The organism is Pseudonocardia sp. GCM10023141 (genome assembly GCF_042653605.1).
Genome location: NZ_JBHSIR010000049.1, coordinates 1 through 14,091, shown reverse-complemented (window position 1 = coordinate 14,091; position 14,091 = coordinate 1). Strand labels below are relative to the sequence as shown.

Genomic DNA, 14,091 nt, shown 5'->3' with positions numbered 1-14,091 from the left:
AAGCAACCTATGACGTTCGATTTCACGCAGCAGGTCATCAACGAGTTCCGCGCCAATGAGGGCCGGGTCGGAGGGTGGCTCGAGGGCGCTCGCCTGCTCCTGCTCACCTCGACCGGCGCCCGGACGGGCCGCCCGCACACGGTGCCGCTGGGCTACCTGCCCGACGGCGCCGAGCGGACGCTGGTGATCGGCTCCGCAGGCGGGGCGCCGCGGCACCCGGCCTGGTTCCACAACGTGCTGGCCGACCCCCGGGTCCAGGTCGAGTCCGGCGCGTTCCACTACGCCGCCGACGCGGCCGTCATCACCGGGGCCGAGCGGGACCGGCTGTTCGCGCGCGCGGTCGAGGCCGATCCCGGCTGGGGCCAGTACGAGGTCCGCTCCGGGCGCACGCTGCCCGTCGTCGCGCTCTACGCGGTGCCGGGGCCGCCGCAGCCCACCGCCCGTACCACCCCGGGACGCGGGTTGGCGCTGCTGCACGACGCCTTCCGCCGGGAGCTCGCGCTGATCCGCGCGGAGGTCGCCGCGTCCGGTGCCGGGCTCGGCACCCAGCTGCGGGTCAACTGCCTGACCCTGTGCCAGGGCCTGAGCAATCACCACGGCGGTGAGGACATCGCGATGTTCCCGGCGCTCGCGCGCAGCTGTCCGGAGCTGGCGCCGACGATCGACCGGCTCTCCGGCGAGCACGAGCGCATCGCCGCGCTGCTCGCGCAGCTGCAGGCCGTGCTCGACGCCCCTGCCGCCGACCCGACCCGGCTGCTCGCCGAGGTCGACCGGCTCGTCGACGCGCTGGAGGCGCATCTGACCTACGAGGAGGAGCAGCTCATCCCGGTGCTCGACGCCCTCATGCCGGCGTGACCGTGAGCCGGTGCACCCAGGTCAGCTTGTGGACGACCGCGGCGCTGAGCACGAAGGGGTAGAGGTCGTCGCGGCCCATGCTGCGGTTGACGGCGTTGAGCGCGTAGGTCAGCGGCAGCCAGTCGGCCAGTATCGCCTCGAACGGCTCGCCGTCGACGTCGACGGCGGGCTCGGCCGACAGGGCCTCCTCCGCCACCTCCACCCGCATCCCGAACGCCGCGGCCGTCTGCAGGGTGTCGCGGATGTGCAGGTACTGGGCGAACGTCTCGGCCCAGTCCTCCCAGGGGTGCATGGTGGCGTAGGCGCTGACGTAGCTGTTCTCCCAGCCCGTGGGCGCGCCCTCAGCGTAGTGCCGGTCCAGCGCGTCGCCGTAGTCCGCGCGCTCGTCGCCGAACAGCGCGCGGAAGGCGTCGAGCTTGCCCCTGCGCTCCACGAGCACCGGCCAGTAGTAGTGGCCGGTCTCGTGGCGCAGGTGACCCAGCATCGTGCGGTAGGGCTCGCCCATGTCCTGGCGGATCTGCTCGCGGTGCGGATCGTCGGACTCGGCGAGGTCGATGGTGATCACGCCGTCGACGTGGCCGGTGATCACGGGGCTGTCGCGGCTGGAGAGCAGGTCGTAGGCCAGCCCGCCGGGCTCGTCCTCCCACGACCGCAGCGGCAGGCCCAGGTCGAGCAGCTGGAACACGAGCCGTCGCTTCGCGGACTCGGCGGTGGCGAAGGCGGCCATCGCGGCGAGGTCGGCGTCGTCGGGGCGGGTGCGGGTGAGCACGCAGGAGCGGCACAGCGTGCCCGCCTCGGTCACCAGCCAGTTGCAGGCCGCCTCCCGCTGGTTCGCGCAGTGCAGCGCCCCCTCGGCGTTCACCAGCTCCAACCTGCCGGGGTCGAAGCCCAGCGGGAGCCCGCAGCGCAGGCAGGTGGTGTTCTCGAAGAAGACGAGCTGGGCACAGCGGGGACAGCGGAAGGAGAGCATGCTAGATGACTACCCGTCCACGGCTTCGACATCCACGCTGACCTTGAGATCGTGCTTGGCGCCCTCGGTGAAGATCACGCCCTTCAGCGGGGGCACGTCGGTGTAGTCGCGCCCCCACGCGGTGGTGACGTAGCGGCCGTCCACGACCTTGTTGTTGGTCGGGTCGAGATCGACCCACCCGGTGCCGGGCACGAAGACCGAGAGCCACGCGTGCGACTCGTCAGCGCCGACGAGCCGTTCCCGGCCCGGCGGCGGGGTGGTCTCGAGGTAGCCGCTGACGTAGCGCGCCGCCAGGCCGACCGACCGCAGGCAGCCGATGGCGACGTGCGCGAAGTCCTGGCACACCCCGGCCCTTCGCTCGAGCACCTCGTCGATGGTGGTGGTGACCCGGGTGACGCCGGGCAGGTAGGCGAAGTCGCCGTGGATGCGCGACGACAGTTCGGCGGCGGCGTCGAGCACCGGACGTCCCGGGGTGAACGACGGCGCGGCGTACGCGGCCAGTGCCGGTGACGCGGCGGCCTGTGGGGAGTCGAGCGCGAACTGGCGGGCGTCGAAGGCGTCGGCGGCGTCGCTGTCGCCCGGTTCGCCACTGAGGTGCTCCCTGGCCTGCTCCCACGGCGGTCCGGCGGGCCGGTCGGAGGCTTCCGGCGTGACCCGCACCAGGCTCGTGGCCGTGACCGCGAGGCGGGTGTGGGGATCGAGCACCGCGAAGTAGACGGTGCGGTTGCCGAAGAAGTCGAGCCGTTCCCGCAGGTCGTGGGGCTGCGGCTGGATCGTCAGCGCGCTGCTGACGCAGTGCTGGCGCGGCAGCTCACGCGGCAGCATCACGATCTCGCCGAAGCTCGACGACACCGTGGACGCGTAGCGGTACTCCGTGGTGTGGGTGACCCGGTACGCCATGTCTCAGACCAGCCGCAGGTAGGGCGTCTCGCCGGGCCCGGGTGCGGCCGGCAGCGGGTACTGGGGGAGCAGGCGGGTGAAGTGCGCGGCGTCGATCGCGTCGCCCGCGCGTTCCAGCAGGTCGATCATGCGGTCCAGGAACGCCGCGAGGTCGGGGCGCGCCGGCCCGTCGCCCTCGGTGAGGGCCAGTAGATCGGCGAGGCGCAGCGCGGTGGAGCACTCCAGCAGCAACCGCTCGGGTTCGGTGAGCCGGTCGCCGCCGTCGCGCTCGGTGACCGCGGCCAGGTCCGCGGTGAGCCGGTCGACCTGGTGGGCGAGCGAGCGCGGGTTGTCGGCGTCGAGCAGCAGCAGGTCCAGCAGCGTGCTGAGCTGCGCGTGGGAGCGGTAGCGGCGGCGGTAGGTGATCACGCTCTCGGCGGTGGTGAGCACCGACTCCCACAGCAGGCTGTCGGTGGCGGTGTCGTGGGCTTCGGTGACGGTGGCCCGCAGCAGCGCACACAGCTGCAGCGCGCGCTCGATGCGGCGACCGGCGTCGAGGAAGTGCCAGCCCTGGTCGCGCACCATCGCCTCGCCTGCCAGCCCGGCGAGCGCGAGCAGGCTGGTGAGCACGCGCGCCAGCGGTCCGGGTGCGGGTCCCGCGGGTTCGGCCGGTTCGAGCAGCTCCCGCTCGAGCGCGCCCATCACGAGCCAGGTGTCGGCCGAGAGCTGGTCGCGCACGGGGTAGGCGGCGTCGCGCAGCTTGCGCACGGCGAAGGCGAGCGTGCCGGGACGTTCGGCGTCGGTGGTGAGGGCGTGCAACTCGGTGCCGACATCGATCGCCTCGACATCGGTGCCGCCGTCGGCGAAGCCGGGATGGGTGCCGGTGATCTGGGTCAGCGCGGCGAGCAGCGACCGCAGCGTCGCCGCGCCGGCCGGGTTCACACCGCCTGCCGCGGCCGGGAAGTCGTTGCGCCGGTCGCCGACGACGCGCAGCAGCCGCACCACGGCCTCGGCGCGCTCGGCGTAGCGGCCCATCCAGAACAGGTTCTCGGCAGCACGCGACGACATCGCCTCGTCGGACGCGGCCGGCGCGGTGACGGGGGTGCTCGGCTGCAGCCAGAACCCGGCGAGGTCCTCCGGCTCCGACGCGACCACCCAGATGTCCTTGCTGAGCGCACCGCCGCTGTCGGCGATGAAGGCGCCGTCGCGCTCCGCGGTGACCCGGGCCAGCCCGCCCGGCATCGCGACGTAGGAGTCGTTGCGAGCCACCAGGAACGTGCGCATCACCGACCGGCGCGGCACCAACCCGTCTGGGGTGAGGGTGGGGACGGTGGCGAGGTCGAGGCGCTCCTGGCCGACCCAGCCGTAGGGGCGCGCCTCGATCCGGCGGCGCAGCTCGTCGCGCTCCCCGGCGCTGAGCTCCCAGCCCACGAACGTCTCGGCGCCGGGCTCGCGCGTGATCGACTTGATGACGAGCCGGTCGAGGTGGGCCAGCACGTGGGCCCTGCCGTCGGGTTCCCCGCACCACCAGGTGGGCACCGACGGCAGCCGCAGCGGCTGGCCGAGCAGCTGCTCGGACAGCCGGGGGAGCAGCGCGAGCAGCCCGGGGTTCTCCAGCACGCCGCTGCCGAGGGTGTTGACGACCGACACGGAGCCCAACCGGGCGGCCTCCACCAGCCCGGGCACCCCGAGCAGCGAGTCCGAGCGCAGCTCCAGCGGATCGCAGTAGGCGCTGTCGACGCGGCGCAGGATGACGTCGACGGGTTCGAGGCGCCCGAGCGAGCGCAGCCACACCCGGCCGTCGCGCACGGTGAGGTCGGCGCCCTCGACCATCGGGTACCCCAGCGACGAGGCGAGGTAGGCGTGCTCGAACGCCGAGGAGCTCCACGGTCCGGGCGTCAGCACGACGATCCGGGGGTCGTCCACCCGCGGTGGCGCCGCCGACTGCAGCGCCGAGCGCAGCGTCCGGAAGAACGGCGCGAGCCGGTGCACCTGGGCGTCGCGGTGCATGCTGGGGAACACCCGCGAGACGACCACGCGGTTCTCCAGCGCGTACCCGTCGCCGGAGGGGGCCTGGGTGCGGTCCGAGAGTGCCCAGTAGGTGCCGTCGGCGTCGCGCGCGAGGTCGACGGCGCAGGTGAACAGCTGCTGCGAGCCGGGGATGCGGATCTGGTCGGCCTCCCGCAGGAACCCGGGGTGCCCGAAGACCAGCTCGGGCGGCACCAGGCCCCGGCGCAGCAGCTGTCGCGGTCCGTAGAGATCGGTGAGGATCATGTTGAGCAGGTCGGCGCGCTGGATCACGCCCCGCTCGATCTCGGCCCACTGGGCGCTGCTGAGCAGCACGGGGAGCGGGTCGAGCTCCCAGCGCGCCACGATGTCGGTGCCGCCGGACAGCTGGTAGCTGACGCCGTCGTCGGCGAGCAGCCGCGCGGCCTCGGCTCGGCGGCGGCCCAGCTCGCGCTGCCCCAGCCCGTCGAGCACGTGCCCGACCCGCGCCCATTCCTCGCGGACCCGGCCATGGGCGTCGACCATCTCGTCGCGGACGCCCGGCAACGGCCGGTAGCCAGCGAGGAGTCCGATCTGGTCGGCGGTGGAGGTCACGTCAGCCGGCGCGCCCGGGCACCGGCTGGGCCTCGGACGCCGCCTGGACGACAGCCCGCCGGAGATCCACGGTGCAAGGGTACTCACCACCTTCGCGATCGGCCGCGAATGCGGGCCCGGTCACGTCGACGGGGCCGGGGGTGTGGCCCTCGGCGCGGAACCGGCTGGCGCGGCGGGCCTCTGCCTCGTTGGCGTTGACCGGGAACCGCTCGTAGTTGACGCCGCCCGGGTGCACGACGTGGTAGGTGCAGCCGCCCAGGGACCGGCCGTTCCACCGGTCGACCAGGTCGAACACCAGCGGGGCGTGCACGCCGATCGTCGGGTGCAGCGCCGAGTGCGGCTGCCAGGCCCGATAGCGCACGCCCGCCACGAACTCGCCTCCCGTCGCCGTCGGCTGCAGCGGCACCCGCGCCCCGTTGACGGTGACGACGTGCCGCCCGGCGGTCATGCCGCGCACCAGCACCTGCAGCCGTTCCACCGACGAGTCGACGTAGCGGGCGGGGGAGGTGAGGCCCACCTCCTCGCCGAGCACGGGCCACGGCTCGATCGCGCTGCGCAGCTCGATCGTGACGCCCTCGACCGTGGCGGTGCCGATGAGCGGGAACCGGAACTCCAGGAACGGCGCCAGCCAGGCCTGGTCGAACGGGAGGTCGTGGCGGCGCAGGTCGGCGGTGACCTCGGCGATGTCGGCGGCCACGAACGCGGGCAGCAGGAACCGGTCGTGCAGCCCGGTGCCCCACCGCACCAGCGGCCCGGAGTAGGGCTCCTTCCAGAACCGCGCGACCAGCGCCCGCACCAGCAGCGCCTGCACCAGCCCCATCCGTGGGTGCGGGGGCATCTCGAAGGCGCGCAGCTCCAGCAGTCCCAGGCGGCCGCGTTCGGTGCCGGGGCTGAACAGCTTGTCGATGCAGAACTCGGCGCGGTGGGTGTTGCCGGTGATGTCGACGAGCAGGTGGCGCAGCAGCCGGTCGGGCAGCCACGGCGCGGCGGCGTCTCCGTGGCGCTGCAACTCGGCGAAGGCGATCTCCAGCTCGTAGAGCGTCTCGTCGCGGCCCTCGTCGACGCGCGGGGACTGGCTGGTCGGACCGATGAAGCGCCCGGAGAACAGGTAGGACAGCGCCGGGTGGTGCTGCCAGAACGTCACCATGCTCTGCAGCAGGTCCGGCCTGCGCAGCAGCGGGCTGTCCGGTGCCGACGTCCCGCCGAGCGTGACGTGGTTGCCGCCGCCGGTGCCGGTGTGGGTGCCGTCGAGGTCGAACTTCTCGGTGCCCAGCCCGATCTGGCGGGCCTCCTCGTAGAGCTCGGTGGTGATGGTGACCAGCTCGGGCCAGCTCGCGGCCGGCTGCACGTTGACCTCGATGACGCCGGGGTCGGCGCCCACGACCAGGCGCAGCAGCCGCGGGTCGCCCGGCGGCGCGTAGCCCTCGAGCACCGCGGCGAGCCCGGTCTCGGCGAGCGCCGCCTCGACGACGCCCAGCAGCTCGACGGCGTGCTCGAGGTACTCCATCGGCGGCAGGAAGATGTGCAGCCGCCCGTCGCGCACCTCCACCGCGAGTGCGGTGGGCGGCGAGTCCTCGGGTGCCGCGACGATCGCGGGCCGGGTGGCTTCGCCGGTGGGCACCGCCAGCTCGGCGCGCTCGTCGAACGTGGAGCGCTCCGGCTCCGGTGGTGCCGCCCGCCACGTCATCGACGACAGCGGCAGGCGCAGGCCCAGCGGGGAGTCGCCGGGTCGGAGCATGAGGTGCTTGCGGCGCAGCGACCAGCGGGTGGTGGCCCAGCCGCCGCCGTCGGTGTGGACGCGGTGCACGAACACCGTCCAGCCGCTCGGCTCGCCGCGGTGGGCGTCGAGCTGGGCGATGATCCGCGCCCGGACGTCAGGCTCGGCGAGCGCGGGATCGGTCGGATCGAGGTCGTGGCCCGGTGGAGAACCGTCCGGGAGCAGGGCCTCGGCGGCGAGCCGGTCGAGCGGGTCCTCGTAGGCGGGCAGGCAGTACTCGGCCGGGATGCCCAGCCGGGCCGCCAGCGCCAGCGTGAGCCGATGGGCGTCCTCGGCGGTGGCGCTGCCCTTCGTCCACGGGTCGACCAGCAGCGCCGGATCGCGCCACAGCGGTTTCCCGTCGGCGCGCCACAGCACGCGCATCTCCCAGCGCGGCAGCGGCTCACCCGGGTACCACTTGCCCTGCCCGAACTGCACGAACCCGCCGGGTGCGAAGCGTTCGGCGAGCCGTTCGGACAGCCGCCAGGCCAGCTCGCGCTTGCCGGGCCCGTCGGGTGCGACGGTCCACTCCGGCGATTCCATGTCGGAGACGGAGACGAACGTCGGCTCGCCGCCCTGGGTCAACCGGACGTCGCCCGCGGTGAGCTCGGCGTCGACGGCCGTGCCCAGCGCGTCGATGGCCGACCACTGCTCGTCGCTGTAGGGCAGGGTGACGCGCGGGCTCTCCCGGAGCCTGCGCACCGCGTTGACGTGCGAGAACGTGACCTCGGCCGGCTCCAGTGCGCCGCTGACCGGGGCTGCGGACGACGGCTCCGGGGTGCAGGCGAGCGGGATGTGGCCCTCGCCCGCGAACAGGCCCGAGGTGGGGTCGAGTCCGATCCAGCCGGCGCCCGGGAGGTAGACCTCGGCCCAGGCGTGCAGGTCGGTGAAGTCGGCGGTGGGCCCCGACGGCCCGGTGACCGGCTTCTGGTCGGCCACGAGCTGCACGAGGTAGCCGGACGCGAACCGGGCCGCCAGCCCGAGCCGTCGCAGGATCGTGACCAGCAGCCAGGCGCTGTCGCGACACGAGCCCAGCCGGCGCTCCAGCGTCTCCTCGGGGTTCTGGACGCCCACCTCCATCCGCGTCAGGTAGCCGATGTCGGACTGCAGCCGCTGGTTGATGCCCACCAGGAAGTCGTTGATCGGGATCTTGCCGGCATGCGTGGCCGACAGGTCCGCGAGCCACGCGGTGAGCAGCGGGCCGGGCTCCCGCGCCGCGAGGTAGGGCGCGAGGTCGCGCACGACGTCGGGCTCGTAGGTGAACGGGTAGTGCTCGGCGGCCTCGTCGACGAAGAAGTCGAACGGGTTGATCACGGTCATGTCCGCGACGAGGTCGACGGTGATCGACAGCCGCCGGGTGGGCTCCGGGAACACCAGCCGGGCCAGGTGGTTGCCGAACGGGTCCTGCTGCCAGTTGATGAAGTGCTCAGCCGGCTCGATCCGCAGCGAGTAGGACAGGATCGGGGTGCGGCAGTGCGGTGCCGGGCGCAGGCGCACGACGTGCGGGGAGAGCCGGACGAGGCGGTCGAAGTCGTAGGTCGTGCGGTGTTCGAGGGCGACGTGAACAGCCAAGCCCCACCCCTTCAGGGTCGTGTTCGGGTCGTGCTCGGGGTCAGGAGGCGTCGGCGGTGGCCTGCGCCGGCAGGCTCGTGCGATCGGTGTCCTCGGCCGGTTCGGCCAGGGCGTCGGCCGCGGCGGTGCGGAAGTAGCTGCGGGCCAGCGCGTCGTGCAGCGCGCCGATGCCGAGCTCCAGGTCGTCGGCGAGGTCGTGCAGGTCGCCGGGCAGCATCGTGTCCGGGATGACGAGGTTGCCCAGGTGGGCCCGCACCTGCGTGCCCGATGCGAGGGCCGCGCTGGCGCGGGGCAGGCGCACGAGCGCGCGCGAGACCGTGGTGAGGCAGAACTCCACCGACCGCGGGAAGCGCGGGTCCTGCAGCAGGAACCGCAGTGCCTCCGGGCCCGACATGCCACCGCCTGCGATGCGCCGGTACATCTCGTGGGCCGACAGCGAGCGCAGCACGCTCATCCACGTGACGTCGGCGTAGGGCACGTCCTGGTCGGCCGCCGTGGACAGGCCGGACGCCATGAGGATGCCGGCCTGCACGTCGAGCACCCGGATGGTCATGTCGGCGCGTTCCATGTGCCGGCCGATCTGCAGGAACGCGTAGGCCTCGTCGTCGTTCATGGTGCCGGCGAGCGTGCCGGTGAGCAGTTGGCAGTCGGCGATGACGGCGTCCATCCAGTCGAACCGGCTGCGGCGGTCGATCGCCGCGCGGGAGCTGGACACGGCCCACCCGTGCAGGTCGTTGACCACCTCCCACGCTGCGCGCGGCAGCACGACGCGGCTCACCCGCAGGTTGGCGCGGGCCTGGGCGATGCTCGCGAGGATCGACCCGCGGTTCTTCGGGTCGTCGGAGAGGAACGCGATCACGGCCTCCTCGTCGGTGCCGGTGTTGCGGCCGAGGAACTCGTCGCTGGCCCCGGTGACGGCCAGCAGCGGCCACCAGCCCACCCCCGCCGAGCTGGGCAGGTCCAGGAACAGCTCGGTGTGGACCTTGACCATGCGGGCCGTCGCCTCGGCGCGCTCCAGGTAGCGCCCGGCCCAGTACAGCGATTCCGCGAACCGCGAGAGGAGCATCAGGGTTCCCTTCGGTTCGAGTGCGTGAGCACGGTCGGGTCGAGGATCCAGGTGTCCTTGCTGCCGCCGCCCTGGGAGCTGTTGACCACCAGCGATCCCTCGGTCAGCGCGACCCGGGTGAGGCCGCCCTGCGTCACGTAGGGGCGCTCGCCGGAGAGGATGAACGGGCGCAGGTCGACGTGGCGCGGCGCGACCCGGCCGCCGCACAGGGTGGGCGCGGTGGACAGGGCGAGGATCGGCTGGGCCACGTAGTTGCGCGGGTCGGCCTCGATGCGGCGGCGCTGGTCGTCCTTCTCGGCGGCGGTGGCCGCCGACCCGACGAACACGCCGTAGCCGCCGGACTCGTTGGCGGGCTTGACGACCAGCTCGTCGAGGTTGGCGAGCACGTGGCTGCGGTGCGTCGCGTCGTCACAGAGGAACGTGGGTACGTTGGCGATCCTCGGTTCCTCGCCGAGGTAGTAGCGGATCAGCGCCGGCACGTAGGCGTAGACGGCCTTGTCGTCGGCGACCCCGGCGCCGGGCGCGTTGGCGATGGCGACGTTGCCGGCGCGCCACGCCCGCATGAGGCCGGGCACGCCGAGCGTGGAGTCGGGCCGGAAGCACTCGGGGTCGAGCCACAGGTCGTCGATGCGCCGGTAGATCACGTCGACGCGGACCGGCCCGTCGATGGTGAGCATGTGGACGCAGTCGTCGGCGTCGACGACGAGGTCGCCGCCCTCGACGAGGTGTGCGCCCATCTGCCCGGCGAGGAACACGTGCTCGAAGTAGGCGGAGTTGTGGATGCCGGGGGTGAGCACGGCGATGGTGGGGCGGTCGGCCGTGCCGCGCGGGGACAGCCCGGCCAGCATCTCGTGCAGGCGGTGGGGGTAGCTGTCGACGGGGTGGATCTCCAGGTCGCGGAACAGGTCGGCGAAGACCCGCTTGGTGACCATCCGGTTCTCGAGCATGTAGGACACCCCGGAGGGCACCCGCAGGTTGTCCTCGAGCACGTACACCGTGCCGTCGCCGTCGCGCACGAGGTCGCTGCCACAGATGTGCGCCCAGATCCCGCCGCGGGGCCGGGCGCCGACGCATTCGGGCCGGAAGTTCGGGGAGCCGGCGAGCACCTCGGCGGGCAGGATCTTGTCGGCGATGCAGTGGGCGTCGCCGTAGAGGTCGTCGATGAACATGTTCAGCGCCGTGAGCCGCTGCACGAGCCCGTCGGAGATCCCGCTCCACTCCTGCGTGGAGAGCACCCGCGGGATGATGTCGAAGGGCCAGGCGCGGTCGTTGTTGTCGGCGTCGGAGTACACGGTGAACGTGATCCCCATGGCCTTGACGGCCAGCTCGGCGGCCTGCTGGCGCTCCAGGAGCCCGACGCCGAGCGAGGCGAGGTAGCTGACGACGCCGTCGCTCGCGTGGCGGGCCCGCCCGTCCACCAGCATCTCGTCCCAGAACCCGGGACTGCGGTAGCGCGCCCACAGCAGCTCGGACGGTGCTTCGGGTCGAGGGGTCGTTCGGACCGGACGATCACGGCTCGGCATTCGCCGCATCACCTCCCGGACCAGGATCGGCGCGGGATGTATCGGACTTGTTTCGCGCGCGTCAACAGGACGACAGCGGAGCGCGCGTCGGGCAGAGTGCGCGGATGCGACGAATTCGGGTGGGATGTGACTTCACCTACCTGGCAGAGGTGGACACGCCGGTGATCTTCCAGGTGCAACCTAGTGACGCCACCGATGTCACGATCGAGAACGAGAGGTGGACGTCGAATCCGTCACTGTCCGTGCGGACGTACGCGGACCTGTACGGCAATCCGTGTACCCGCGCCATCCTTCCGGCGGGCCGATCCAGCTTCAGCTACGACGCCGTCGCGGTGGTGCCCGACGGCACCGAGGACGTCGACCTCGACGCCCCGGAGATCCTGCCCGACGCGCTACCGGACGCCACGCTGCTCTACATCCTGCCCAGCCGCTACTGCCTGCCCGACGTGCTGGGCGACGAGGCGTGGTCGCGCTTCGGCGGCATGCCCCCCGGCTACCGCCGCGTGCAGGCCATCTGCCAGCACGTGCACGACCACCTGGAGTTCCAGTACGGCAGCACCACCGCCTGGACGACCGCGGCGGACGTGAACCAGACGCGCCTGGGCGTCTGCCGCGACTTCACCCACCTCGCGATCTCGTTCTGCCGCGCCCTGAACATCCCGGCGCGCTACGTCTTCGGCTACCTCCCCGACCTGGAGGGGGAGCGCGACCCGTTCATCATGGACTTCGCCGCCTGGATGGAGGTGTGGCTCGGCGACCGCTGGTGGACCTTCGACCCGCGCAACAACACCCCGCGCATGGGCCGGGTGCTGATCGGCCGCGGCCGCGACGCCTCGGACGTCGCGATGGCCACCACCTTCGGCGGCCCCCTCCTGGAGGAGATGGTGGTGCGGGCGGAGGAGGCGGAGTGAGCTAGAGCGCGCTCCTTGTTCATGCCGCGCGCCGCAGATGGGTGGCCGGGTTTCGGCGCGGGACCTGCTGCGGGTCGATCCAGACCGGTGGGATGAACTCGGGTAGCCCGTCACGGATGCGGATGATCCAGTCGCTGTCGTGTTGCAGGCGGTGGTGGGCTTTGCAGAGCAGGACGCAGTTGTCGAGGCTGGTGTCACCGCCGTGTTCCCAGTAGCGGATGTGGTGGCCGTCGCACCAGGACGGTGGTCGGTCGCAGCCCGGCCACGCGCACCCTTGATCGCGGATGATCAACGCTTTGCGGATGGCGTCGGGGATGGTGCGGGTGGAGCGGCCGATGTCGAGTAGTTGGCTGGATCCACCGAGGACGGTGGGGATGATCCCGGAGTCGCAGGCCAGCAGCCGGAGCTCCTTGGCGGTGAGTGCGCCGCCGAACTCGAGCACCGCGGCGTGGGCCCGGTTCTCCAGGTCCTGCAAGGAAATGGTGACGTTGACGTGCGGTCGGTGCCCGCCCCGCTGCGGGACGTCGCCATGGTCGAGCACGAACCCGCAAACATCAGCGAGCGCATCGGCCTGACGCTGCCCGATCGTGCGGAGGTCTTCCTTGCCGAGGGGCTTGGACTTCGCGTCGAGCAACGCGGCGATGGTGGCGAACTTCAACGCACTGTCAAAGCGCCCGGAGATGGTGCCACCAGACCCGTCCTTGTGCGGCCGGATCTGCAGATCATCAACGGGTTCCGGATCGCGATCGTCGGGCTCAGGGCCATCCTGATCCAGCAGATTGATCAGCTCGGTTCCGTGGCGGAACAACCGATCCGGCGTCGTCTCCGCCGCGGTCGCGGCTAACTCGGCCTCGACGACCGCGAGGTCCGCGGCGCTGATCCGCGATGCGGCCGAGCTGGCGAGGACCTTCGCGATCACCTCGACATGGCGCAAGGTGGCGCGTCCGGCGTGGAACGCTTCCGCGGTGGCGGGCAACAACGCCGGCAGCGTGGCGCCATCAAGGGAAACGCGCGGGCAGACCTGCTCCACGGCGACGGTATGGCGTCGGGCCTCAGCCCACTCGAACCCGAGCTGATCCACCAGGGCCCGGTTGACCGACTTGTAGCCGCGCTCGACGAACGCATCCCGCCGCTGCAGCTCGGCCACGGTGTCGACCGTCAACACGGTGAGCTGCCGCCCGACCCCTTCACCGACCCGCAAGGCGGCGAGTCGCTCGTCATCACTGCCGTTCTCGACCACGGATCGCAGCGCAACGGTCGCCTCGCGAAGGAGGCGATGCGCATCGGCGACCGTGCTGGACATACCCCAAATCATACTCGAACATATGTTCGACATCCAGTGTTTCGAGAAGTATTTCTGCAGCTCAGAGCCGTTGTGCGCGTCGTATCGGCCGTGCGCGCGCAGCGCGCACACCGGGTGCAAAGTGCCCTCCCGTCGACCTGGCGAAGCCCGATCACGCGACCGCCCCGCGGGCAGCCACGACCCACAGTCGGACTGTTCCCAAAGCCTGCCCGTGGGGCGGTCGCGTGATAGCCCTCTGGGAGGTCGACGGGAGGGCACGACCCCCTCTCGGAGATCTGCCCCGCCGGCGAGGCGGCACGAAAGCCAGGGCACGCCACCCACCCGCACCTGACCGGCGGCAAGCCGGGGCACGCCACCCAACTGCACCTGACCGGCGACAAAGCCGGGGCACCCCACCCAACGCGACCCGACACGACCCGTTCGTCCCAACTCACGGGCCCATCCGTCCCAACTCGCGGGTCGATCCGTCCCAACTCGCGGGCCGTTCGTCCCAACTCGCCGGCCCATCCATCCCAACTCGCGGGTCCATCCATCCCAACTCGCGGGTCCATCCATCCCAACTCGCGCACGGACCCGAGCCCGACAGGGGGCCTTACCCCCGGAACGTGGACACGGGGTGTGATTACGCGGCTGACGGGAGCGTAGCAGCGGGGAG

The 14,091-nt window shown here is 72.1% G+C and carries 9 protein-coding genes; 2 read left to right on the top strand and 7 right to left on the bottom strand.

What is annotated here, in order from left to right:
- The first annotated feature begins 9 nt into the window (after nucleotides 1-9).
- Complete coding sequence (locus tag ACFPFQ_RS27660) at nucleotides 10-855, top strand: nitroreductase/quinone reductase family protein (protein WP_379623916.1); 846 nt, start codon at nucleotides 10-12, stop codon at nucleotides 853-855.
- On the opposite strand, the gene ACFPFQ_RS27655 is transcribed toward ACFPFQ_RS27660, so the two are convergent.
- From ACFPFQ_RS27655 to ACFPFQ_RS27630, 6 genes are read right to left on the bottom strand one after another with little or no spacing between them, the layout of a single operon-like run.
- A complete protein-coding gene (locus ACFPFQ_RS27655; protein ID WP_379623914.1) occupies nucleotides 842-1,825 on the bottom strand; it encodes a zinc-binding metallopeptidase family protein in 984 nt (327 codons plus the stop codon). The two genes, ACFPFQ_RS27660 and ACFPFQ_RS27655, sit on opposite strands and share 14 nt — an antisense overlap.
- A 9-nt stretch (nucleotides 1,826-1,834) precedes the next feature.
- Nucleotides 1,835-2,725: a transglutaminase family protein gene (locus tag ACFPFQ_RS27650; RefSeq protein WP_379623912.1), complete on the bottom strand. Its 891-nt coding sequence runs from the start codon at nucleotides 2,723-2,725 to the stop codon at nucleotides 1,835-1,837.
- A 3-nt stretch (nucleotides 2,726-2,728) separates the two neighbouring features.
- On the bottom strand, nucleotides 2,729-5,305 hold the full coding sequence (locus ACFPFQ_RS27645) for a circularly permuted type 2 ATP-grasp protein (RefSeq protein ID WP_379623910.1): 2,577 nt from the start codon (nucleotides 5,303-5,305) through the stop codon (nucleotides 2,729-2,731).
- A gap of 1 nt (nucleotide 5,306) precedes the next feature.
- The gene (locus ACFPFQ_RS27640) at nucleotides 5,307-8,633 is read right to left on the bottom strand and encodes a DUF2126 domain-containing protein (RefSeq protein ID WP_379623909.1); all 3,327 of its coding nucleotides are present in this window, start codon (nucleotides 8,631-8,633) and stop codon (nucleotides 5,307-5,309) included.
- A gap of 40 nt (nucleotides 8,634-8,673) precedes the next feature.
- Nucleotides 8,674-9,699, bottom strand: coding sequence for an alpha-E domain-containing protein (locus tag ACFPFQ_RS27635; protein WP_379623907.1), 1,026 nt, complete (start codon nucleotides 9,697-9,699; stop codon nucleotides 8,674-8,676).
- Nucleotides 9,699-11,123 carry a circularly permuted type 2 ATP-grasp protein gene (locus ACFPFQ_RS27630; protein WP_379624171.1) on the bottom strand — a complete coding sequence of 475 codons (1,425 nt, stop codon included), beginning with the start codon at nucleotides 11,121-11,123 and terminating at the stop codon, nucleotides 9,699-9,701. The genes ACFPFQ_RS27635 and ACFPFQ_RS27630 overlap by 1 nt, the downstream gene beginning before the upstream one ends.
- 203 nt (nucleotides 11,124-11,326) lie before the next feature.
- On the opposite strand from ACFPFQ_RS27630, the gene ACFPFQ_RS27625 reads away from it, so the two are divergent.
- Entirely contained in the window at nucleotides 11,327-12,133 is an 807-nt protein-coding gene (locus ACFPFQ_RS27625; RefSeq protein ID WP_379623905.1) for a transglutaminase-like domain-containing protein, read from the top strand.
- Nucleotides 12,134-12,152: 19 nt separating this feature from the next.
- Here the strand turns inward: ACFPFQ_RS27625 and ACFPFQ_RS27620 are convergent, their stop codons facing one another.
- The gene (locus ACFPFQ_RS27620) at nucleotides 12,153-13,547 is read right to left on the bottom strand and encodes an HNH endonuclease signature motif containing protein (protein WP_379623903.1); all 1,395 of its coding nucleotides are present in this window, start codon (nucleotides 13,545-13,547) and stop codon (nucleotides 12,153-12,155) included.
- Nucleotides 13,548-14,091 lie beyond the last annotated feature (544 nt).

Excerpts from the sequence above, each read along its gene's own strand:
- ACFPFQ_RS27660 (WP_379623916.1), top strand. The coding sequence starts at position 10 with ATGACGTTCGATTTCACGCAGCAGGTCATCAACGAGTTCCGCGCCAAT.
- ACFPFQ_RS27630 (WP_379624171.1), bottom strand. The coding sequence starts at position 11,123 with ATGCTGGTGGACGGGCGGGCCCGCCACGCGAGCGACGGCGTCGTCAGC.
- ACFPFQ_RS27655 (WP_379623914.1), bottom strand. The coding sequence starts at position 1,825 with ATGCTCTCCTTCCGCTGTCCCCGCTGTGCCCAGCTCGTCTTCTTCGAG.
- ACFPFQ_RS27625 (WP_379623905.1), top strand. The coding sequence starts at position 11,327 with ATGCGACGAATTCGGGTGGGATGTGACTTCACCTACCTGGCAGAGGTG.
- ACFPFQ_RS27650 (WP_379623912.1), bottom strand. The coding sequence starts at position 2,725 with ATGGCGTACCGGGTCACCCACACCACGGAGTACCGCTACGCGTCCACG.
- ACFPFQ_RS27635 (WP_379623907.1), bottom strand. The coding sequence starts at position 9,699 with ATGCTCCTCTCGCGGTTCGCGGAATCGCTGTACTGGGCCGGGCGCTAC.